This is a genomic window from Bradyrhizobium sp. CCBAU 11434 (assembly GCF_028128895.1).
GTDB classification, from domain to species: Bacteria; Pseudomonadota; Alphaproteobacteria; order Rhizobiales; family Xanthobacteraceae; genus Bradyrhizobium; species Bradyrhizobium zhengyangense.
This window is the reverse complement of record NZ_LBJX01000074.1, coordinates 21,353-43,678: the sequence shown is the minus strand read 5'-3', so window position 1 is coordinate 43,678 and position 22,326 is coordinate 21,353. Positions and strand designations below refer to the sequence as shown.

Annotated in this window: 14 protein-coding genes and 2 pseudogenes; 6 read left to right on the top strand and 10 right to left on the bottom strand. The window is 58.4% G+C overall.

Annotated elements, in window-relative coordinates:
- Positions 1–222: 222 nt before the first annotated feature.
- The 4 genes from XI06_RS43835 to XI06_RS15960 form a co-directional block, all read right to left on the bottom strand.
- Positions 223–342, bottom strand: coding sequence for a transposase (locus XI06_RS43835; RefSeq protein WP_442869451.1), 120 nt, complete (start codon positions 340–342; stop codon positions 223–225).
- 72 nt (positions 343–414) lie between these two features.
- A complete protein-coding gene (locus XI06_RS15970; RefSeq protein ID WP_271605841.1) occupies positions 415–2,490 on the bottom strand; it encodes a hypothetical protein in 2,076 nt (691 codons plus the stop codon).
- A 799-nt stretch (positions 2,491–3,289) separates the two neighbouring features.
- On the bottom strand, positions 3,290–4,897 hold the full coding sequence (locus XI06_RS15965) for a hypothetical protein (protein WP_271605840.1): 1,608 nt from the start codon (positions 4,895–4,897) through the stop codon (positions 3,290–3,292).
- Positions 4,898–5,036: 139 nt separating this feature from the next.
- Complete coding sequence (locus XI06_RS15960) at positions 5,037–6,044, bottom strand: UbiA family prenyltransferase (protein ID WP_271605842.1); 1,008 nt, start codon at positions 6,042–6,044, stop codon at positions 5,037–5,039.
- 1,807 nt (positions 6,045–7,851) lie between these two features.
- Between XI06_RS15960 and XI06_RS15955 the strand changes: the two genes are divergently transcribed.
- Positions 7,852–9,291 carry a hypothetical protein gene (locus XI06_RS15955; protein ID WP_271605839.1) on the top strand — a complete coding sequence of 480 codons (1,440 nt, stop codon included), beginning with the start codon at positions 7,852–7,854 and terminating at the stop codon, positions 9,289–9,291.
- 607 nt (positions 9,292–9,898) lie between these two features.
- Positions 9,899–13,003 (top strand): efflux RND transporter permease subunit, encoded by a 3,105-nt coding sequence (locus XI06_RS15950; protein WP_271605838.1) that lies wholly within the window; start codon positions 9,899–9,901, stop codon positions 13,001–13,003.
- Between the two features lie 296 nt (positions 13,004–13,299).
- On the opposite strand, the gene XI06_RS15945 is transcribed toward XI06_RS15950, so the two are convergent.
- From XI06_RS15945 to XI06_RS15930, 4 genes and pseudogenes are all read right to left on the bottom strand, one after another.
- The gene (locus tag XI06_RS15945) at positions 13,300–13,569 is read right to left on the bottom strand and encodes a hypothetical protein (protein WP_271605837.1); all 270 of its coding nucleotides are present in this window, start codon (positions 13,567–13,569) and stop codon (positions 13,300–13,302) included.
- A 513-nt stretch (positions 13,570–14,082) separates the two neighbouring features.
- Positions 14,083–14,385, bottom strand: coding sequence for a hypothetical protein (locus tag XI06_RS15940; protein ID WP_271605836.1), 303 nt, complete (start codon positions 14,383–14,385; stop codon positions 14,083–14,085).
- A 104-nt stretch (positions 14,386–14,489) separates the two neighbouring features.
- Positions 14,490–15,752, bottom strand: a complete 1,263-nt coding sequence (locus XI06_RS15935) for a tyrosine-type recombinase/integrase (protein WP_271605835.1) — start codon at positions 15,750–15,752, stop codon at positions 14,490–14,492.
- Positions 15,753–17,259: 1,507 nt separating this feature from the next.
- Positions 17,260–17,778: pseudogene (locus XI06_RS15930) on the bottom strand (hypothetical protein); the annotation flags it as partial.
- A gap of 683 nt (positions 17,779–18,461) precedes the next feature.
- Here XI06_RS15930 and XI06_RS15925 point away from each other — a divergent pair.
- On the top strand, positions 18,462–18,686 hold the full coding sequence (locus XI06_RS15925) for a hypothetical protein (protein ID WP_271605834.1): 225 nt from the start codon (positions 18,462–18,464) through the stop codon (positions 18,684–18,686).
- Between the two features lie 84 nt (positions 18,687–18,770).
- Here XI06_RS15925 and XI06_RS15920 read toward each other — a convergent pair whose 3' ends face one another.
- Together XI06_RS15920 and XI06_RS15915 are read right to left on the bottom strand one after the other, a co-directional pair.
- Positions 18,771–18,974, bottom strand: a complete 204-nt coding sequence (locus tag XI06_RS15920; RefSeq protein ID WP_271605833.1) for a hypothetical protein — start codon at positions 18,972–18,974, stop codon at positions 18,771–18,773.
- A 549-nt stretch (positions 18,975–19,523) separates the two neighbouring features.
- Positions 19,524–20,590: pseudogene (locus tag XI06_RS15915) on the bottom strand (IS110 family transposase).
- Between the two features lie 137 nt (positions 20,591–20,727).
- Here XI06_RS15915 and tnpA point away from each other — a divergent pair.
- Genes tnpA through XI06_RS15900 form a run of 3 tightly spaced genes read left to right on the top strand, consistent with a single transcriptional unit; the run spans position 20,728 to position 22,288 of the window.
- Entirely contained in the window at positions 20,728–21,033 is a 306-nt protein-coding gene (gene tnpA / locus XI06_RS15910; protein WP_271605832.1) for an IS66 family insertion sequence element accessory protein TnpA, read from the top strand.
- Positions 21,034–21,057: 24 nt separating this feature from the next.
- Positions 21,058–22,104 carry a transposase gene (locus tag XI06_RS43830; protein ID WP_442869450.1) on the top strand — a complete coding sequence of 349 codons (1,047 nt, stop codon included), beginning with the start codon at positions 21,058–21,060 and terminating at the stop codon, positions 22,102–22,104.
- Positions 22,091–22,288 (top strand): hypothetical protein, encoded by a 198-nt coding sequence (locus tag XI06_RS15900; RefSeq protein WP_271605831.1) that lies wholly within the window; start codon positions 22,091–22,093, stop codon positions 22,286–22,288. Before XI06_RS43830 ends, XI06_RS15900 begins: the two co-directional genes overlap by 14 nt.
- Positions 22,289–22,326: the final 38 nt, after the last annotated feature.

Sequence of the window (22,326 nt, the reverse complement as noted above, 5' to 3'; positions counted from 1 at the left end):
GCATCAATAGGGTGACGGCTCAGCGCTTACGCATGACGCTCACATCGGCAGGCTCATGACGGCCCGCATTGCGACCGAGGCGTGTTTGGCAGCTGGCAGCGGAGCCTACCATTTTTTTAAGCAGTTCGCGAAGCGCGGCCGCGTCGAGCATCTGCTCGGCAGCTTCGCGTTCTCTTCCTCTACCTCTCAGCCGCTTCGTAGAGGAAATGTCCGCGCCCCGAACTAGCTCTTCCACTTGTAGATCGCCGCTTCAGAATGCTCGAGAGCCGAGTCACTCGTCTTCGCCCCGGCCTCACGCTCCTTCAACGCCGCGATAATCTGCTCTTCCGTGAACCTGCCCACTTCATCTGTCCGTGCTTTTTCGAGGCAAGCCCTAACTTCTTCTGGAGGACTCAATGACTTGTAAGAGGTCAGCTAATGGTTGAACGACACTATAGCCGCCCACTGCGGAGGAATTGTAGTTTGGTAGACATCTTCAAGTACGGACCAAGCATTGTTGGACGGAGCAGACCCGGACAGCTGAAAACACGATGGGAATTCGGCAACAAAGGTCGCATCTGTCAACCCAACGAAGTTGTTGTAATTTTGAGTCGTAAATCCGTTAACAGATGCAACCTGCTTGGATGCGGCACGCAATATGTCAACCGCCGTCCTTCCTCCACCGGTATAATCGGGTGAATACCCTCCCTCGTAACCGCACATTTTCTGGACGCCAAATTTCTTGGCCCAAGCTTTCCAATTGGCATAGTAGGAGGCGGCCTTATACAAGGTAAATGCCCCCGTTCCACTGTTTGCAGTGTTTGCGTAAGCCGTCGCAATCTGCAGTTGGAGGTCGGGGTTACCAGCCGCTGCTACGTAAGCTGTCGCGTCTGTAGTCTCCTGAGCGGTACCATACTCTGATGGCGTGAAATACTGAGCGCAACACACGTGCGTGACCCACCTCGAGGCTGGGGTCTTCGTGTAGGGCGATTGTGGAGCGCTGGACTGAGCCAAATATTTGGGTGAAGCGAGACGGGCATCACTGGCTCCGGTTCCTGATGCACTGGTTCCGGTTGCCGTTTGAACACCGCAGAGAACTTGATACTTAGTCCGATCGCCATTGTATACGGTACTTATTGCCTGCCCCAACACCGACATGGCCTTGCCATACCAGTTGTGGCAGTCGGCTCCCCAGCCGTAGGCCGTCGCCTTCGCATTGGCGTAGCCCGTCTGATAGAAGCCACTAGCAGTATTCCAAAGCTCATTTGGTCCCTCGAACCGCGGAACCATCCACGAAGGGCCGTTATCACGACAGTATGCAGCGAGGCTCGGCATGTAATCCGTTGCGGGATCGATCGCGAGCGGCGGCGTTACAAAATACGGGTGAGCTCCGATTTCCGCGCAGAGCCGCACCATGAGTTCCGGGGGACAACCATTGCTAATTCCTAAGCTACCCCGCGCAACATCCCCACCCTGTTTGATCCAGGCATTTAAGGTTGCATCATAGACCAGGGTCGCAAAACTCTGCCAGGTACCGCCCACTGCATAAGAATTGGATCCAGAAGAAAGCGGATTCGAATATTCGTTGAGTATCCGGATGTCGCCCGTCCCGCTCACATTCAGCGTGCTGAGGCCACTGTTACTCACGTTGAACTTAACCATAACGGTTGCTTTGTCGGCCAGCCTGAACCCTGCAAGTTGGGCCGAATAGGCGCTACCGACGTTGGAGGTCAGACCCGCATAGATTGAAGCGCGGAATTCAGATCCAGAGTAGAATACGTAAGAAATCGGCTTCCTCGTCGCCCAAGTCGTGACGTTTGTCGTATTTCCAACCTGCCAGTTCAGGAATCTGACAACACCGAACTTTGCTTCCAAAAGACGTTGCTTAAATTTTGCCGAGAACACCTGGCCTGAATTGAGAGCCATTTCGTCATTGGCATGGAAGACTTGAAGGTTTGTGATGGGCGTGCTCCCGATCGCCGAAATCCCAATCACGAACCTGCTGTCGCGTGTCGAAAACACGTATCGGCCGCTACCGCTCGTGCTAGTTTTGCTTCCGCTCACCGCCGTGTTGCTCATTCCGCAAAAGATTGTGCCATTCCCGTTCCAGGTGATGACATAGTTGCCAGGACGCGAGGCCTGCGACGGAACGAAAAAGACCGTGTATACGCCCCCTCTGGTGATTGAGATGGGATATCCGTTTGCGTCCAAACTGGTGGGTTCTGGCGACCCGCTGTTGTCCATCAACGTCCAGCTCTGGGCCGTCTTCATGCAGTTGATGAACGGGTAATCGCCGCCCGTCTGTAGGAAGTTCAAATTGACTTGAGTCCGTCCGCCGTTGAAACTAGGCGCTGCCGAATATGTCGACGATGAACTAGTCGTGCTGCTTTGAAGTGTGGCGCCTTGCGGTAGGCCCTTTTGAGCCCCGTATACCTCATGCGGCACCAAGGAACACAAAGCTGCAACGCTGCTACCTTGCAGGAATGTTCTGCGGTTCATTACGGGCTTCATGTATCGATCCTCAATAGAAAGTTTAACTTAGCTGTCACCAATGTTTAAGTCACAAGTTCAGAAGTTCACGTTCCGTACAAGGCCTCCGCTCAACACCAGCGATCGCCCCCCTCGATACCGACGCTCGTCCGGTCGATCCTAGGTCAGGTCGGACCTGCCCTTGAACTTCTCTATGCTGACGGGCCCCTGACTCTCGACGCGTGGCTACTGCAATCCTGTCGGGGTACAGATGACCAAAGGGTTGACGCGTGGAACTCGCCGGCGGAAAGGTCAACTTCGGGTAACTACGCCGGGCTGATCAAACAGGAGATGGCAACGTCAGGTTAACCTCAATGTCCCGAAAGCATCTCGCTCTTAACCGCCGTGCGAACTGATCGGGCCGCACTTCTACGCGCCTCCCGCGAAACTTGCCTTGGTCGGCGCCGAGGCCGTCGACCTCAGTTCTACATGCAGCTTTCGCTGCTCATACCAGAAAGCTACACCCGGACGATGAGGAGCCAAGCTTTCCTTTGGTGGCGGCGATCAACTCAATCAATGCACGAAGTTGTAATGTATTGTTGGGCGCACCGAAGATCCGAGGTTGTACCGGGAGATGTGCCTCAGAATGCCGGCAGGAGCAGACGAGCAGAATGAGTATCGTCACATGGTAGTCGCGTGAAAACCCAAACAGCAGAGCAAGGCTTACCAGGACAGGAAACATTTTCGTCGTTCATGCGCGTTCAGCTTGGCGACCACACCAATCGGAAGTAAGGGAGGAACGTAGCTTCCGCCGCATCGCCTCCTTCCGGTAAGACGCTTTTCAAGGATTACTGCGCCAGAGCAGATTTGCCCCCTTATATTGAGCAACTTTATGCCCCCCCGCCGACAGCCACTGTGCTGGAGCGGGCAGATCGGCGAAGAATGCGGCTACGTTCCGCAGGTGGACGTCCGACGCCTCCATTTCATACTGAGCCGCCGCGTCGGTGACGAGATCAGTCACGTAGATCGATCCCGCCACGGGTCGCTGCTTCAACTCGAGATCCAATTGCTTTCCAATTCCGTTGTTCTTTTCCGCAAAAAAATCGACCCTAAACACGCGCGGCGCTCCGAGAAACTCGAGATAGTCACTGGCCAAAAAGCCGTTCTCGATGACGAGATCTTCTGGCTGGAGCATGCGCACGAGAGCGGACTGTCTGACCAGCCAGTAGTCATTGGCCGGATTAAGCCGCGGCCACACTCCAAGAAGGCCATTGAATAGGATCAAGATCCCAGCGCACGTCCCGACGAAGAGGACAAATGAACGCTCCCACGCAGCGCCACTCAAAAGAAGCCCGATCACGAGCGCCAACCCATACCAGGGCGCGATCCAGAATTCGTTGTTGGTCGGCTCCCACCAGCAAAAGAAAATAAATGCGGGAACCAGATAACATAGCGCGCTCGCAACGGCGTGAACAATCCGTGGGTTGGGACGGCGGAGGAGATCACCGAACGCACACAGACCTGCGAGGAGAACCGCCACGACCGCGAGAATGGCCGCCGGAAACAGAACCAAGCCGACATTCATGAGCCACGCCGGCAGATGGGACGCGAACCACTCGTCGTCCACGAGGATCTTCGCGGGAAACCAAGCATGCATGCGCGTCGCGAATCCGGGGAAAGCAAACAAGAACTCAGTCGAGAATACGGCGCGACCAATTCCGGTCAAAGCCAGCAGCGGAGCCGAGGGATTCCAGTGTCCCCAGTTCCGCTCCTCGCCGGGGGCACTTAGATAAGATTGCAACCAGACGATTGCTTGGGCGACCGAGGACGGTCGAACAACAACGAAAAGAAGCACCGAAAAGTAGACCGCGAGTACCGCAAACATAACCGACGCACAAAGCACTCCTTGGCCGAGCGCGGCCCAGAAGCCCCGCTCCCGCAGCGTGCGGTACAGCAACGGAAAGATGGAGAAGCAGATCAGCCCGGAATCGGTGTGGCAGATCACGGCGAGAAAATATAGCAAGCCAAGGCCTATGAGAAAGGTCGGTGTCGGCGGGCGCTCCCTCGTCATGACCAATCCCAGCGCTAACGCAATGAGGAGCAGCTGCGGAACATATTTGTCGGGCTGTAGGCTATACCACCAGGGCGCGAAGGCCCCTGAAAAGAAGAGCGTGACGACCACTGCAAGAGATCCACGCACGCCAAGCCGGATCAAAGTGAAATACATCAGAGGAAGCAGTGCCGTGCCGCTCGCGCGCGCCACGAGCTTGCCCGCGACGGCAGCATCCGCCGTGCGCGGCAGCCAAGCGTCGATGGCAGTGCAGAGCAATTGCCACCCGCTGCCTGCAGCATCGTAGAGAGCATAGCGGTGCAGTCGGATGTTCACCGAGTAGAAAAGGGCATCCTCCGCGTCAAAATACGTCGCGCCATCAAGGACCAGCCTGGTCAAGATAGCCCACAAAACGATAGCTCCGGCTGGCAGCCAAAATGCCAGTGGTATGCCTCTCTCAACGGAAGGACACCACTCCCAGCCCGCGATTCGTCTTACCTGCCTATCAGCTTCCACCTGCATTTGATCAGCCGCGTCGTCACATTGCCGCAAAAAACAGCATCGAGATCAATCCGCCGGCAGTGAGGCTGATACGATCCCTGGCCGCGAAGAGAACCGGATCCTGCCGCATCTCGCCGCGCTCGGTGAGGACGTAGAGACGTCCTAGCCAGTAGGTCAGGATCGCACAAATCGGCCACAAGAAAACCGGCCGATGATAGAGCACTCTCACATCGGACGAGTTGATATACAACGCGAGTACGAGAATGGCGATGAATCCGGATGCCACCATCATCGCCGCAATAATCGAAACATCCGCGCGTCGATACCCGCGACCAGCGACTTTGCCCAGGTGAGTTTGAGGCTGCGCCATCAGTTCCGTCGTTCGCTTAACGAGAGCGAGGCTGAGGAAAACGAAAAAACAGAAACCAACAAGCCAATCCGAAGGTACAGCGCCCGTTACAATTCCGCCCGCGATCACACGAATACCGTAGAGCGCAGCAAGCGCCACCACGTCTATCATCAGCTTGCGTTTGAGATAAAGCGAATAAGAAAGTGACAGCACGATGTAAACTGCGAGCGACGACGCGAATATGATATTCAGCTTCAGCGCGATTGCCGCGGACACGACAAGCAGTACAACGCACATTCCCACGGCCAAAGCTGCAGATATCTGACCCGCAGCGAGAGGGCGCAAACTCTTCTCGGGATGATTGCGATCGTGAGGGAGGTCGATCAAGTCGTTGACAAGATAACCTGCCGATGCCGCCAGGCTGAAAGAGACCAAACTGAGCACCAAGGTCCATAAGATGTTTGCGCCGAATTGATGAGCGCTGAGGGCGGGCACAAACAGAAGCACATTCTTGACCCATTGGTGGGGGCGCAAAGCAAGAAGGGTAGAACGGAGAATATGGGCCCTATCGATCGCTGGGCTCTGAACGAAAACGGCGCGCTCGCTAATATTAGCCATTTGCCTGGCTCGAACTTGATTAACAAATGTTACTACATTAGCGCTATGACGACGCTGCGATAGATAGAAATTTGCAATTCATTAGGTAGTGTTAATCAGGAAATTTTGGCTCCGCACGGGGTCTAAACCGCGCTGCAGATCGAGAAGCGGGCAGATTGAGCTCTTTCCAGCCACTTTGTGCGTTTGTCCTGGTCACAGTAGAGCGCACGAGCTCCGTGCAGCAACGGGCGGACGCAGCTCCCGCCCGGTTTTTGCCCAGAATCGCCGGGATTAGCGTATTCTGCCGATATGGGGTTGCTCAGCGTAGAACGTGGCTTGAGCTCCCATGCGTGCGACAGACATCACCGGCTGTGCGCGCCTCGCTCTATGACGCTTCGCGGACACTAAGCTCGAGGTGCCAGCCTGCTCGCCAATGTCCGCAGGTTCCAATCTTATCAGCGCCGGCCGCCCACTACGTGCCCCCGCCGTCACGCTGGCGAGGTGTGCGCTCGACCCTTGCAAGCCTCCCCTAAAGTGCTTGTGGGCTGTTTGGACGTCTGAATGGCGCGATACCTCACGAGCCGCTCGAGCAGCGCAATGCAAAAAACAGCTGTAGCGCCGGCGGCCGCGATTACGCCCCAGACAAGGAGGCCGGTGTACCAAAGGAAGGCGTCTAACATATTCCCCTCCCACGCTTCATGCTGACGAGCGCAGATGCGCTCCAGATTCTTCGCTTCGCTCTCGCTACTCGTCCACGAATACTGCTCCGGCCCCGGATCGTCGGAGGCAACCGACCTTCGCTGGCAATTACGTGCTCGACCGAGTCCTCCGGCGTCTGATCCTCACGGGCCATCGCAGCTGCAGCTTCCAGGGTCGCTACGAAATTTCTGACTGCTTCGGTGACGCGCCACCTGCCGGTTTCCCGAACGATGAGCTTTTGATGGCTGAAGATGTCCAAGTCGGGCGCCCGTCCGCCACGGTGGTCGATTCCGGGCTGCCGGTCTCTGACGCCGCCATGCTTCACCGACGCTGCATCGGCACGGCCGTTAGATTGGCCATCTAGGATTTTGAGAAGGGACAACGCAAAACTCACCGTCGCACGCCTCAAAAATAAACCAAATATTAACTAGAATACCAATTATCCAATTAATGTCCATAGGGTGTTTCGCGACGTGCTGGCGTATAGTTCGCAAGCGCCCGGCTTGTATCCGCCGAGGCTCGCGGATAGCCAAGTGATTGGCAAATCATCCAAATGGCCGGCCACGGGCGTCTTACCAGTAGTCGAAGACGCGTCACGCCCTGGCGTTTACCAAGGTAGCCAACAAAATCAGCTATCTGCGCTTAGGCTTAAAGCTTTGCGCGGGTTCACTTGCCGCACGGCCTCAGGTCCCCGCGTCTGCGAGGTGACACACCGGTCGCCTCTTTGCGCGACAGAATCATACCCGACAATGGCACCGAAATACCTATCCTTTCTGAAGCAGCTCCCTAGCGACGTCATCTTGCTGCGTCGGAAGAACCTTTCGGGTTAGCGAGCCGATTAGAGGCCCGGTTAACGGTTAAGATCAAAACGAGAAATCGCAGCTGACGGGCCAATGCGAAGAGAGGTACGTGCCGAAGACCGTGCTCGAGAAAGCGCGGGAGAGCCGCAAAGTGCGCCAGCTGGAGATAATAAGGATCACGCGGAGGCGGAATTGCTCGTCCACCCTATCGGCGGATAGACGATGAGTAGAGATTTCGTGGGCTGTTGATGTTGCTGAGGTTGCCGTAATTACAATAATTGTACCATTGTCCGTTGACCTGAACAGCGGTGGCGGCCTGCCAACGAGCGCTGCGATCATCTGCACCAAAAGGGAATGTCAAAGTCGTTTCCCGTCTAGATCTTCTTTCAAACAGAGGAACACTCTCTATGAAGCGTTCGAGCCTGCGGCTTATGCTTCTCGCGCTCGTCGTCGTCGGGTTTCCAGCCGGCGCGCAACAAACCGCTCCCCCCGGAAAGCCTTGGCTGGATCATCTAGCGAACGACTTAATCCCATTTTGGAGCTCGGAAGCCGCACTGGGCAACCCGGTCGGTGCCTTTCCTTCGATAAGATGTGATGATGGAACGCTCTATAGCGAGAGAGCACCCTGCCCGGAAATTGGACCACGACGGACGCTCAATGAACGCTACACCGTGGCGCTTTCTCGGCAATCGTTCGGATATGGCGTGGCGTTCCACCTGACTGGTGAGCGTAAGTATCTAGACATGATGAAAGCGGGCATCGATTTCATCCGCTTCAACGCCATCGACCGATCAAATGGCGGGATAGCGACGACGCAATATCTTGCGCAGGGCTCGTGGGGTCCTGCGCCCGGACTGCGCACGCCCCAACAGCTGGCCTATGGTCTGCTCGGCATGGCGTTCTATTATTACTTAACACGCGACCCAGACATCCTGCACGACCTCCTTTCAGTGAAGAACTACATCTTCGAAAGGTATTCTGTAGCAGGAGGCGCGCTGCAATCGCAGCTGACTTTCCGAGCCGGCGCAACACGCGAGGATAAGCAACTGGTCTCCCAGCTCGATCAGATGAACACCTATTTGGTCCTCATCGCTCCTTTGCTGCAGGAGCCAACTCGGAGCGATTGGAAGGACACTCTGGTCCGACTCGCCAAGGTTATGATCGACCAGTTCTACTCGCCGGCCGACAAACTCTTTTTCAGAGCGGCCAACAAACCTTCTGATATTGATTTGACCAAGACGCCAACAGATTTCGGCCACAACGCAAAGGCTCTTTGGATGATCCGATTCACGGGCCTGCTGACCGGACATCAGGACTTAGTTCAATTCGCTGAAGACAACGCGCGGGCATTGCTTGGACGAGCCTACCTTGAAGACTGTGGCTGCTGGGCTGGTGGGCTGCTCGCCGGCGGCAATTTAGATTTGGATAAGCCCTGGTGGATCTACGCAGAACTCGATCAGCTGGCCGGCACCATGGCCCTAACCGATCCGACATACGCGCGCTATCTTCCACGGGCGTACGACTATTGGTTCAGCCACTTTGTCGATACTCAGCATGGCGAGATTTGGAACGGCGTAGACGGGAAGACCGATATGCCTCAGCGGAAGCAACCAAAACAATGGGAATGGAAAAATGCATATCACTCGTTTGAACATGCATTGGTCGGCTACATTGTCGGCCAGACCCTGACCAAGCAGCCTGTGGTCCTTCATTACGCCCTTGCAAACGATGATGGGGTGAAGTCGGTACAGCCGTATTATTTTTCGGGCACGGTAATGAGGATCGACGCGGAATCAAGTTCCGATGGGGCGCGAATCCAATCGGTGGTCTTCAGCAACGTGCAGTGAGGCGCAGCGCAAACCGTAAGATGCTCGACGCTGACGCTCAGGGTATCATTTTTAACCAGGCCGCGGCAGACGCCCTGCCCGGCGGCGCGCTCTTCGACAAGACTGGTTCGCGATCTCTCGTAATAAGCCCGCCCGATGGAAGTAAGCTCAGTTGATGAGCGCCTCGAAGAGCAGGTATCGCTCGCGTGTCTGCTGAAAGACTTCATGCTAACTGAGTGCAGATTCGCACCATGAGCTGAAGGCGTGCCTCGATTTCGGCGGCCGCAATCGAATCGCCAGCTTAGTGCGTTCTGCGCTGTGTGACGTTCGGCGGCTTCCTTAAAGGGCTCAGTGATGCCCACCACATCAATGCCGCGGAGCGCCGCCTCGATCGCCTTTTGCCGGTAGCTCTCAAGAAGCTTGTGGCGTAACAGTCGGTTAGCGGCGGATTTCCCACGATAGCTCTGCCAGGCTTAACTCACCGGAAACTCGCCCTTGAAGCGCTTGGGTAGCTCACAAACAAAGGGGGAAATCGGGCCATATCGCTGACAGATTACTTGATCCACTCGTGTTCATCATGGAAGTTAGCCTAGCAGGATCAAGCGGTTAGAGCACCAACAGGAAATCCATGTCCTCGATCTCGCAGCCTTTTGTCCGCAGGCCAGTCGGGACCACATTGCTCTCGATAGGCTTGTTGCTTTTGGGCATTGTGGCGTACCGATTCCTGCCGGTTGCCTCGGTCCCGAACGTCGATTTTCCCACCATCTTCGTCTACGCCTTTCGCCCAGGCGCAGCCCCGGCGATTATGGCCAGCACCGTAGCCGCGCCACTCGAGCGACGGCTCGGCGAAATCGCCGGTGTCAATCAGATCACTTCTACGAGCACTCTCGGGCTGAGCAGTGTCCTCTTGCAGTTCGACATCGGCCGCAGCCTTGATCGCGCTGCCCGAGACGTCCAAGCGGCCATAAACGCATCGCTGCCTGATCTGCCTGGCGATCTTCCCTCGCTCCCGCGGTTTGGCAAGGCCAATACGTCCGGCGCCCCGGTCTATGTTTTGGCCCTCACCTCGAAAACACTCCCGCCGGCCGCACTCTATGACGTCGCCGACACGGTGCTTTTGCAGCGCATCTCGCAAGTGCCAGGAGTTGGCAATGTCACTGTCAGTGGTGCCGATCAACCGGCGGTGCGGATTCAGCTGAACCCGGTCGCGCTATCGAATGCGGGGATCGCGACCGACGACGTGCGCACCGCCATCATCAACGCCAATCCGCTCGGCCCCGTCGGCATCTTCAACGGCGAGCGCCAAAGCGAGACGCTGTCGCTCAACAGGCAGATGCGCGCCGCGAAAGAGTTCCGCGACATCGTTATTAAGAGCTCCAAGGGCAATTTCGTGCGGCTCTCCGACGTCGCCGACATTGAAGATTCCGTGAAGAACGTACGTTCGGTCGCCTGGTTCAACAAGCAGCCCGCGGTGCTGATCGAGATCAGGAAACAAGGCGATGCCAACGTTATCGACACGGTCGACGGCGTGAAGGCGCTTCTTCCCGAGCTCAAGCAGTGGATCCCGGCCGGGGTCGAGGTCTCCACTTTGGTCGACCGCACCGGCACGATCCGCGCCAGCGTGACGGACATGCAGTGGACGCTGCTCGCGACGGCCGTGCTGGTGATGGTCGTGGTGTTCGTGTTCCTGCGGCGGCTGACGCCGACAATCGCGGCCGGCATCTCTGTGCCCCTGGCGCTAGCCGGCACCTGCGCCGGCATGTGGGTCGCCGGCTACTCGATCGACAATCTGTCGCTGATGGCGCTCGCGATCTCGGTCGGCTTCGTCGTCGACGACGCCATCGTCATGATCGAGAACATGTTCCGCAATCTCGAGCACGGCATGCGGCCGATGCAGGCGGCGCTGGAAGGCGCCAAGCAGATCGGCTTCACCGTGGTCTCGATCAGCCTGTCGCTGCTCGCCGCGTTCACGCCGCTGATCTTCATGGACGGAATCGTGGGCCGCCTGCTGCGCGAATTCTCGCTGACGCTGACCTTCGCGATCGTGGTCTCGACCCTGGTGTCGCTGACTGTCACGCCGATGATTTGCGCCCATTATATCCGCCAGACCACGTCAGGGTCCGCGACGCTGTTCGATCGTATGATCGAAGGCTCGCTGTCGCACATTGCCTTCTTCTATACGAGCACACTGCGCGCGGCTCTGGAATTTCCGATCCTAACGCTACTGGTGTTCTTCGCCACCATCGCCCTCACGGTCACGCTCTACATCAAGGTGCCCAAGGGCTATTTCCCGACAGATGATTCCGGCTTTGTCATCGGGGCGACCCGCGCCTCCGCCGACACCTCCTTCCAATCGATGCTGGGTCTCCAGCAACAACTCGCTGATATCGTTCTCGCAGATCCGGCGGTGGCCGGCCTCGGCTCGGTGGTCGGAAGCGGCGGCGGTGTCGGCGGACAGGGCGCAAACCGCGGCATCATGTTCATCAACCTGAAACCGCCTGACCAGCGCGGATACGTCTCGACCGAGATCGTAATCGACCGGCTGCGGCGCGCGCTCTACCCGGTCGCGGGCATCCGCCTGTTCATGTTCGCCGCCCAGGACGTCCGCGCCGGTGGACGGCAAAGCGACTCCAACTACCAGTACACGCTCACCAGTGCCGATCTCGGGCTATTGCAGAAATGGGCGCCGATTGTGGCCAAGCGAATGGAGACGGTCGACGGCATCACCGACGTCTCCAGCGACCGAGACCCGAACGGATTGCAGCTGACGCTCTCCATCGACCGTCAAAAGGCCTCGATGCTCGGCGTCCGCGTCCAGGACATCGACAATGCCCTGAACAACGCCTTCTCGCAGCGGCAGATCTCGATCATCTACACCCAGCGCAACCAGTACATGATCCTGCTGGAGATCGATCCGAAATTCCAGGTCGATCCGTCCAATCTCGATCGCATCTATGTCGCGGGCGCAGGCGACGTGCAGGTGCCGCTGTCGGCCGTGGTCCACGCGACACGCGGGCTTGCCGCGCTCGCGGTCTACCATTCGCAGTCGGTGCCCTCGACCACGGTTTCGTTCAACACGTTGCCTGATGTCGAGCTCCAGGCAGCGACGCAGAACATCCAGCGCGCAGTCGATGAATTGCACATGCCCGAGGGTATCCGCGGCAGCTTTGACGGCAATGCCGGCGATTTTGCCAGGACCAGCGGCCGCCAGCCATTGCTGATTCTGGGCGCGCTGGTGGCGATGTATATCGTGCTCGGGGTGCTCTACGAGAGTCTCGCCCATCCGCTCACGATCATCTCGACGCTACCCTCGGCCGGCCTTGGCGCGCTGCTGGCGCTGCAGATCACCAACACGCCGCTGACGGTGATCGCCTTTGTCGGCATCATCCTGTTGATCGGCATCGTCAAGAAGAACGGCATCATGATGGTCGACTTCGCGCTCGATGCCGAGCGCCAGCGCGGCGTGTCGTCGGCGGAAGCCATCTTCGAGGCCTGCCAGGCGCGCTTCCGCCCGATCCTGATGACGACCATGGCGGCGCTATTCGCGGGCATTCCGCTGGTCGTTGCCACGGGTCCAGGCACGGAGCTGCGGCGGCCGCTCGGCATCACCATCATCGGCGGCCTGTTCGTCTCGCAAATCCTGACACTCTACACTACGCCCGTGATCTATCTCCTGATCGACCGGCTGCGGCGACCGCGAGGGACAGACGCGAGCGTTGTACCCGCGGAATGACCCCCGAAATGCCCGTTCGCCTATAGTACCTGATGCCGCATCGGCGATCGGCTGATCGCGGACGCTTTCGTACCGATGGATGGTGACGTGGTCTGAGAGCTTTAGAATCATGAGTGGGCCGCCAGACTTGAGGCGGTATTTCTGGCAGCCCTTACCGGACGATTGAAATCGTGGTCTTGAGGTTCGCTTTGGAGAAAGACCAGCTCCGTCGGGTGCAGCGATGAATACCGGCCGCGGACGAGTGCCTCAAGCTTGGGTTGGATTAACCTCACTTGGTAGCGTTAAACGGTGGACGGTTACACTGGAGAATGAACGAGTGTCCGCCCTCCAAATACCGGCAGCGAATGAACCTGACGGTCGGCCGCGGCCGAGAACGTCTCGTCGACTTCGCAATCAAGGTCCGCGATCACGTCTTCAATTGCAGCGATGGCCTGTTGAATTGTTGCGAGTTGCCTCAGCTCGTCATCACCAACCCGACCGACGCGGTTCTGCAACGCGACGACCATCTCGCGTCGCCGTTCCTTGAGCTGGACAAGGGGTAATGCATGGTCTGGTGGGTACTGCATCTGAGACCTCTTGGTTTCCGTTGGTCACCACCTTAGCAATAACCCGCTGAAGTGCCGTTGCAAGATCCTCTCAATTTTGACGTTTCGCAATCCGTCCGACCTCGGCTTAACAAAATTCTAACCACGAGAGCCGACCACCGCGTCCCGGCGCTGGCCGCAGATCGTGTTGAAGCTGTGACTGATCTGATCCAGCGCTGCCGGCAACTGTCGGAGGACATGACATGATCGACATCAATCGGCCGATCGGCTAGGCCGGCAGGCGGTCGCCCAAGCGCGATTGCGGTTTACCGAGCTTCTTGGCACGCACCTGCTGGCGATGCCAGCCTTGGGCCGCGTTGCGAAACGTCAAGGCTCGTTCCCAACGTGGCCGAAGTCACCGTGCCTGTGATGCTGGTGACATCGAAATCCGCACCATAAGTTGCTGTAAGCTGCCCGCTGAACGAGATGTTCGCCGAGGCGAATTCAAGCCATTGCGCCGAGGGATACTATAGTTTTCAACGGTACGTATTAGCATCATACCGCCTCGTCAGGCCGGCCGATGATATGCAACTTCCACTTCATTTGCGGCTGGCTCTGCTTGATACACAACCGCCCATCGATAACCGGAAGCTTGAGCACTGAGCTCAGCTGATTGCGGCAGCAACTTTGCGAGCTGTCGGGAAAACCCGGCTGGTAGACATACAAGCGAGCATAAAATGGCTCGATCGTGATCAGGACGTCGATGGTCTTGATGGCGCGCGGCAGCTTGCCTGACAGATCGAGCAACCGATCCCCCGGGTTGCACGCCAGGGCTATAATTGCAAGGGCCAGAACCATGAGATGACCTTACCCGACCGCAACAGCGCAGTGTAGCTAAGCTCGAACCATCCACCGCGCTCAATTGATCAATTTTAAAGGAGCTGCTGCCACGGCCAATGAAATCAGCTACTTATCGGGTGACCTTGCCCTTTGGTCGAAATCGCCGCGCCAGAGACTACACCAGATACGTGCGCTCTTCGTCCGTTTGGCGGATCCCGCATCGCGATTTTGTCGACTGCATCGGCCAAATAGTCAGGATGGTGGTGGCCGTAGGTGTTGAGCAGCACCTCAAGCGACATTCCGAGATAGCCTGCTGCCTGCCAAGGATCCGAACCTCTTTGCATCAACCAAGTCGCTGCAGTATGCCGCAGCGTTTGAGGCGAGATGCCGCGACCAAGTCCCGCATGTCTTACGGCACTCTTGAAGGCTGTTTTGACCGAGCGGATGGCCTTTCCGTTGTATTCGACGAAATGCTTCGCCTCCGGGTCAATCCGATGCCAGCGTCGCAGGTGAGCAAGCAAGCGAAAGGGTATCGGAACCGTGGGCTGCCGCTTGTTGGTTGGGATACTCCCCTGTTTTAAGCGGTAGTAGCGCCCACGCTCCAAGTCGATGTAGGAGCGTCCAATCGCTGGAACGGGAGATGCGGCCGCGATGGCTCCCGCTCGAGTCCCGCTGTAGATGCCAAGCAAAATGAATCGAGCAAGGTGACGTAGCGGGCGCTTATTTGTTGGGACTTTTACAACGTCCGTCGATTGGCGCGAGCGCTTCTGCATCTCGCGATACCGCCAGCAGGTCCAAATTAATCTCGCCGCGTCGCCGCGGGTCAGCCACTTGTCTCGCGGTTGACCTCTCTCTGGCAGCGAGACTTTAATGATCGCTCGATGATACCCCTCGGCCGCATGGTGACGAATCGCAGCACGGAGATCTTCAAGGTCTCGGCGCGAGCCTCCTTTGTTTCCACGCATTTTGGCATACAACCGACATGCCTCTCCGTTGAGCTCACCCAGCATTTTTGCTCCCCACCACTCGTTTAGCCGTTCGATTCGCTTCTTGAACTTGCGAATGTCGGCGACGGCATCTTCGTTCGCAGTATTCACGTTGAAACGCTCATGAAGCTTGTCTAGCCGCGCCTCCAAATAGATCGAGAGGAGATCCGCAACTGCGATATCGTCTATATGGCGGACCCGTCGCTCCGGTGCGTGCTTCGATGCCAAGTAATTCTTCAGCTTTTCTTCGGCGACCGCAATCTCATCTGCAGAGCAGCCTGTGCTAACGTCCCGGCCGTTGTCCCTGATGATCCAAGTTGCTTTGTGAGTGATCTTTCCGCTCTTGTTTTGACGAGCGGCCTTGAGCTGAAGTCTTGCTTGCTTGTTCCTTCGCGGCATAGCTCTCGCATTCGTTTAACATGAGCCAGCGTTGTAAATTCCTTGCCAGCAATCTTTTCTATGACCAGTCGGTTACTATCACTTTCTTGACGCAAACCCGCGACCGTCATCCCACCTAAGGGAAATGCGATCTTCACCGCATCTGCAAGGCGAAGAAGGGTATGGGGTGTAATTTTCGGCTGCGTTCCGCTTGTCATCGGCTCCCATGGATCGATTAGAAAAGACCAAGTCTACGATGCCGGCGCCCTAGTGAAAGTGAAAGATGCACGCTACTTCCATCGCGGGATCGGCGACCCTCTCGTAAAATCGGTGGATAAGACAACTTTAGAGATCGAAAAAGCCGTTGCCCTTAGTTTGCTTCGCGGCGCCCCATCGCTAGAGCCTCCTGCTCGTTTACTTTCCGGCCATCTGTCATCCACCTCCGCGTCGACGTGGTGCGCAACGAGGCGAACAATGTGCCCACCGTCCACCGCGAGCAAGGTTCACGGTGTCGATTGGGCGACCCCACAGCCAATCGATCCACAACGGCCCATCCGGATTGAGAATTGCTTCGACGATTGATTAATCTTCAAGATAGTCCGCAATCGTTATGCCGAGAGCGCCATGCAGCATTCGCGCGCAGCGTGATATCGACTCCGATTGAGTGGATTCAATTGCAACCGGCGTACTCGTCGAATGAGGAGGTCGAAAGCGCACCACCCTCCGATTAAGGCCACCAATTGAGCTGGCGCAACAAGCACTTTCGACAATCGTAGATCGGCGTAGAAAGCCAGGAGTGGAGGGGATGCTTAACGTTGGTCTCTATTCACAACACGCGCGCTAACATCCGCGGGCGTTTTTAAGGGAAGGAGGTGAACCTCCTCCGAATGAGTGAACACCTGTAGTAGGCTCCGAGAGCCCGCAGGTATCGAATGCCAGAACGTCAACGTCGATCGTTCACCAAGCGCCAAGCCGTTGAACTGGCGGTATCGATCGGTCGATCGCCAAGGAGCTCGGTCTGCGCGACTAGGTGCTGCGATGCTAGGTGGATAAGCTCCGGCAGGAGCCGGCATCGGCGGCGTGGCGCCCCACCACGCAGGCGAACGCCGATGCTGGCGGACCGGGCTTCGGAGATCGCCCGGCCGCGCCGGAGAACGAACGGCTGCGGATGGAGCGCGATATTCTAAAAAACTATCACGGGCCGTTGCTCGCCTGCGCGCGATAGAAACTGCCCGTGCTATCCTCGCCTTGCGGAGGGTGCGGCCGTCGGCTTATTGGAGGTTAGTCCCCGCTAAAAACGTGGTCCATGGGCGCATGCGAACTTGAGAGTGGTGACGCCACTTCGGCGGCGATCCCGATTGGGAAGATGACGATTGGCATAACCAGACCCCCCGCCATATTTTGACGGAGGACTGTGATGTCCAAGAGAACGACCGGCGGTCGCCCGGAATTGAAGCCGGTCAATGTTGGTGCGGCTGCCATCGACATTGGGCCAAAAATGCACGTGGCTGCAGTCGACCCAACCTGCACCCAGGTGCGGCGTGATCATCATCGCCTTCAATGTTGCCTCGATCGACCGCTTCGGATCGGACAGGAAGCTGCGAGGCCGGCCAAGGTCTTATCTGCCTCGGCATAGAAGACATGGAGGATGGTACCGACCAGGAAGGAATGACTGGTCTTCTCCCACTGGTTCCTCTTGTCGAGGTAGCCCTCGGGTCGATAGGACGCCGGCGCACCGAACCATAGGTCTCGACGTTCTTGGCTTCACGCGCACACCAGACCGCCATGCCGACCGCCACCGCGATTGAAATGAACGTCCCCGACGCCGCGATGAAGGCCCCCTCGACAAAGGCCTGACGTGCATAGGCATCGTAGGCGAACCACGACCAGAAGAAGACGGGCGGATAGTAGACCTTGAAACCCAACAGCTCGAACCCCAGTCCGCCCTAGTTCCGGTTGCCAGACGAGCCGCCAAGCCCTCCACTCGGTTGCTCCCCAGATGGGCAGCAAGACGATCAGATTGACGATTCACTTGTCCCCAGAGGATCTTGGTTCCGGACCTCCCGAACGCGCTGACGCAGTTCCGGAGGCGTTTGACATCGTGCCGGCCTTCCTGAACCAGACACCCCGTACGGGCTTCCATCGCGTCGCGGTGTCGCGGCCGAATCCGCCCATGGCAGCGAGCGGCATGGCGTAGCGTTCTACCAGCCTGTGGTCGAGAAGTGGCCCTTCGCGGTCACCTGCTCATCAACATTGAGATCGGAACAAGTTGCGAGCACCAAGGTGGGGCGCGATCGCCGGTTTGACCGAAGGGGCGACCTAAATATTTCCGCCGACGGACGGCACATGCTCGTGGGCCCCGAGCGCGAGCATTCATTCCGCGAGCAAGACAGATGCAAGCAAGCGTCATCCTCTCAAGGGGTTGAAGGCGGCCAAATCAGGCGCCTGATCTAGGGATCGGAGCTGCCGGGATTTTCTGGGCGAAGATCGATACGCCGGTCGGTGGCCAGCCGGATTTCCTGGTTAAGCCGCGTCCGCCGCTCTGCTGTAGCCTCTCTTCAGGGAGTTGCGGATGTTATGCTCCGGCTTTGGCCCCAGCTCGATGGCAATCCGACCGATTTGCTCGGTGTGTGAGCGGGCTCCGGCTGATGTAGTCCCGAGAAATCTCGAGGTCGGCGCCTCCTCTCGACACCACGAACGAGGAGATGCGCTTGAGTGTTGTGTGTTCCAGTGATCGACGGCAACCCAATCGGAGATCCTTCTTCGCTTGGCGAGGTCGCTCGTAAACGCCCTGAGGTCGGTCATGTCGCCAGCATCCTCGGGAAGACGATGCACCCGGAATTGATGATGGCCGTCCATGCAGCCTTCCGCGGACGCCGAGCCATCGGCATGATCGCTATCGACATCGAACATCAAGGCCTGCCTGCCACTCCGGGTCGCGCCATCTGTATATGATAGATGAGCAGCGAGTGGCGCCGAGCGGAACAAACAACCTCGTGACGAACGACACCCACCTTCACCACACGCCGCGCGTCGAGCTCAAACGGCCGCGGCAATCCGGCTGCGGCCAAACGTCGAGCGCCCATAAGCCGCAGAACGCCTGCCAGCCGCGGCCTGCCCCGAGGTGTGTCCTGCTTTCTTCGCGGCGCGGAGCACCTGGTTGATGAAGCTCTTCGGCTTCGGCACGCTGGTACTGCGAATGCGCCCGGGCCGAATACGCAGATCGCTGTCGCGCATGCTCACGAGAGGGCCTCCCAGGCATCAAAAGCACGCACGGTGCCGAAAAGACCTTTGATTGCATTCGCCAAAGTGCAGGGCGCGGCACGCGCCCTGACCGACCGGCACGCCAGAACCCAAGCCATGCCAATGGCTTGCGGTTCGACCGGCGAGCCCCTTTTATCTTGCAGTCTTAATCGGCGGGCAAAGTCAACCCATTCCTACGCTTTTCTTCGACTCTTCGCACTTCAGCCATTACCGACTCCCTGCATCAACAACGCACAAACGCCACCACAACCGCGCTTGCGATCGGCATTCACCGGGCGGGGTCCATGCGTTCCTTCGCGTTCAGCACATCGGCCGTCGCATGCTCTTCATCAGGTTCGTAGACAGGGCTGTCCAAGCAGTCCGGCGCTCTCGTCCCCGAAGGGCGGCAGCAGGCAAGAGATAGCGGACATTCCCCGTTTCGCGGCCCCGCCAGGGGACGCTCACCGCGCGCGCGGATCTCTAATCTCGTTCCTCCTCAACACGCCGGGCGCTAAACCCAGCGCTAATCCATCGTCATCTGCATCGCAGCTACCGTGCAGGTTTCAATCGCAGGCGCTGCGTGATTTTGGCGCCAAAACCGACGTGGAAATCGGTCTCACTGACCCACATCCGGTGCAGAATGCTCGCAAGCTTGCGCGCGACTGCAGTGATCGCGCACAGCATGCTCGACCGTTTGGCGATCCGCAGGCCCCATGCCCGCAGTGCCGACCATTCCCTGACCCGCAGCAGCAGGCTTGCGGCCGCCTCGCAAAGCGCCTCGCGAACGGCGACGTCGCCCTGTTTGCTGATGCGTCCTTCGTAATCGATCGACGTGCCGGACTGGTGGCGCCTCGGCGCCAAGCCAAAATGCGCGCCTACCGTTCGCGATCTGGCAAAGCGATGAGGGTCATCAACGCCGACTTTGAACGACAGGGCCGCAACGGGACCGACGCCTGGAACCGTCATCAAGCGCCGGCAGACAGCATCATGCTGGACCGCCTGTAGGAGCACACGATGGAGCCGATCGTATCCCTCAAGGATGGCGCAGCGTACGTCGAGCATGCCCTCGATGGTCATCACGAAGATCGGATCGCTGCGCTCAATCAGCCCGCGGACGCGGGCTCAAAGGCACGGCGGGCGACGGCTCCGACGAGCAACCCATAGGCCCGCAACGCACCCCGAATGTGGTTTTCGAGGTCGATCAGCTCGCGCTTGAGCAGCTTCCGGCTGGTCAGCAACGTACGCATCTTCTGCATGTCGATGTTGTTCTTGACATGGACGGCGCGGTACCAGCCCAACCGCATCATCTGCGCGATGCCACGCGCATCATTCCGGTCGGTCTTGTTCCGCATTGTCGACAGCGACACGCGCATGTGGCGCGCTTCGACAACAATGATCGGGAGCCCCGCTGGCTGCAGTTCGCGATACAACCAGATGCCAAGCGATGACGCCTCGACTCCCACTCTCTCGAGGCGATCCGCGTAGCCCTCCACTGCGGAGCGGATCGCCGCTGGCTCGGTGCTCACCTTGAGCTCACGGACCGTGAGACCCTCGCCAGCGACGATGCAAAGACTGGTTTCTTCAAGACCGACGTCCAACCCAGCGTAAAGCTTCATTGGAGCTCTCCTGTGTGGCAACGACCGCCAAAGTCGTTGCACCAGGCTCCGGATTCGGCCACACGGCGGCTATCGTCGTGCACCGTCTTCTCGAAGCCCGATCTGAAGAGCCGTCCTAATCGGGCGGGTAACCGTCCGTGTCTCTGCACACCTTTCCCCTCGTGTGTTGTCGTTCCAATTGGGGTTCTCTGCTGCTGTGGAGATTCTCCGGGGGAGCAAACATTTCGAGAACAAGGGCGCGCCGCGAATGGTGGTCGCGGCACATCGAAGCGTGGCGTCGAAGCGGCCTCGGAATCCGCAAATACTGCCAACAACAGCGCCTGACCGAGAACACGTTGCGGCGTTGGCTGAAGCGGTTGGCCGGCAACGAGGCTGCGCTTAAGCTCGAGAAATATCAGACGGAATTGCGCCGCGAGCGCGCCCGAGAGCAGCGGGAAAAGTGACTCCGAAAGCAGAAGCAGCGCAGGTTGACGGTCACCTCGGATGTACGCAATCGGGCCTCGCAGGCGTTCTGGGCGATGCATGTCGAGGCGCTGAACTGGAGCGGAATGGAGCTCCGCGCCTATGCCGCCGCGATGCAGCTCTCGCCGCATTCGCTGCGCAAATGGCGCGACCGACTGGACGCCGGCGAGGTCACGATCGACTGGCGCGCACATCTTCATCCCTCCGCCCGTCCCGCCGTTAGCACTAGTGCTAGGAACTCACAGCCCGAACGCCGCTTGACAGCCGCCGAAATCGGCGATCCGGCCGCGCCCAAGGCGCCGGCCCGGCGCTTCTTCAGCGACGAGGAGAAGCTCGCGATCGCCAGGGAAGCCGAGCTGCCGGGCGCCAAGGTCTCTGCCGTTGCTCGCAAGCACGGCATCGTCACCGGCCTGCTGTTCCGCTGGCTCGCACAGTTCGGCATCGCGCAAAAGAAGCGCTCTAAGCTTCTCTGCTGCATTGGAGATTCTCCAGTGGGTCCGAAACACTTCAGAACAAGGCCAGGCGTGAGTGGTGGTCGATTCACGTTGAGGCGTGGTCTCGGGATCCGAAAATATTGCCGCCAACATCGGCTCAGCGAGAACACGTTCCGACGTTGGCTGAACGTGCTCGCCGTTGCAATAGCCCCGCAAGCACAGGCGGAATTGCAGCGCGAGGAACGACGGCAACGTCACCGCAAGCGGCGCATTCAGCTGTCGACCGGCATTCGCTCGAAGACGGTTCAGGCGTACTGGGCGATGCATGCCGAGGCGATGAACTGGAGGGGCACGGGCCTGCAAGCCTATGCCAGGGCGCACGGCAGCTTGCGCCGATGGCGCGATCTGATCGAAGCCAATGAGGTTGAAACCGACTGGCGGACGCACGTTCATCCGAGCCCCCTCCCACAAATATGCAGCGGTTTAAGCAGCGCTGCTAAGGGCGCAGCGGGCAAGCAGCGCTTGACAGAATATCCGATCGCTGAACCGCCGAATGAGAGCGCGCCAGCCAGCGTCGCTTTAGTGAGGAGGAAAGCTCGCAATTGTGGCCAAGTCTGAACTCCAAGCGCGGCCGCTGCCGATCGGAACGCAATCCGCAACGCTGGTTCTGAACGATCTGTTGCAGCCGCCCGACGGCATGACGGCTGTCGAACTGGATGACGGTCGTCGCGTCTCCATACCGATCGGCAGCGATCCGAATGCAGTCCGGCGCCACGTCATTGAGCAGGAGAGCGTCAGATGATCCTGCCGGCCGGCGTGAAAGTGCATCTGGTTTGGGGT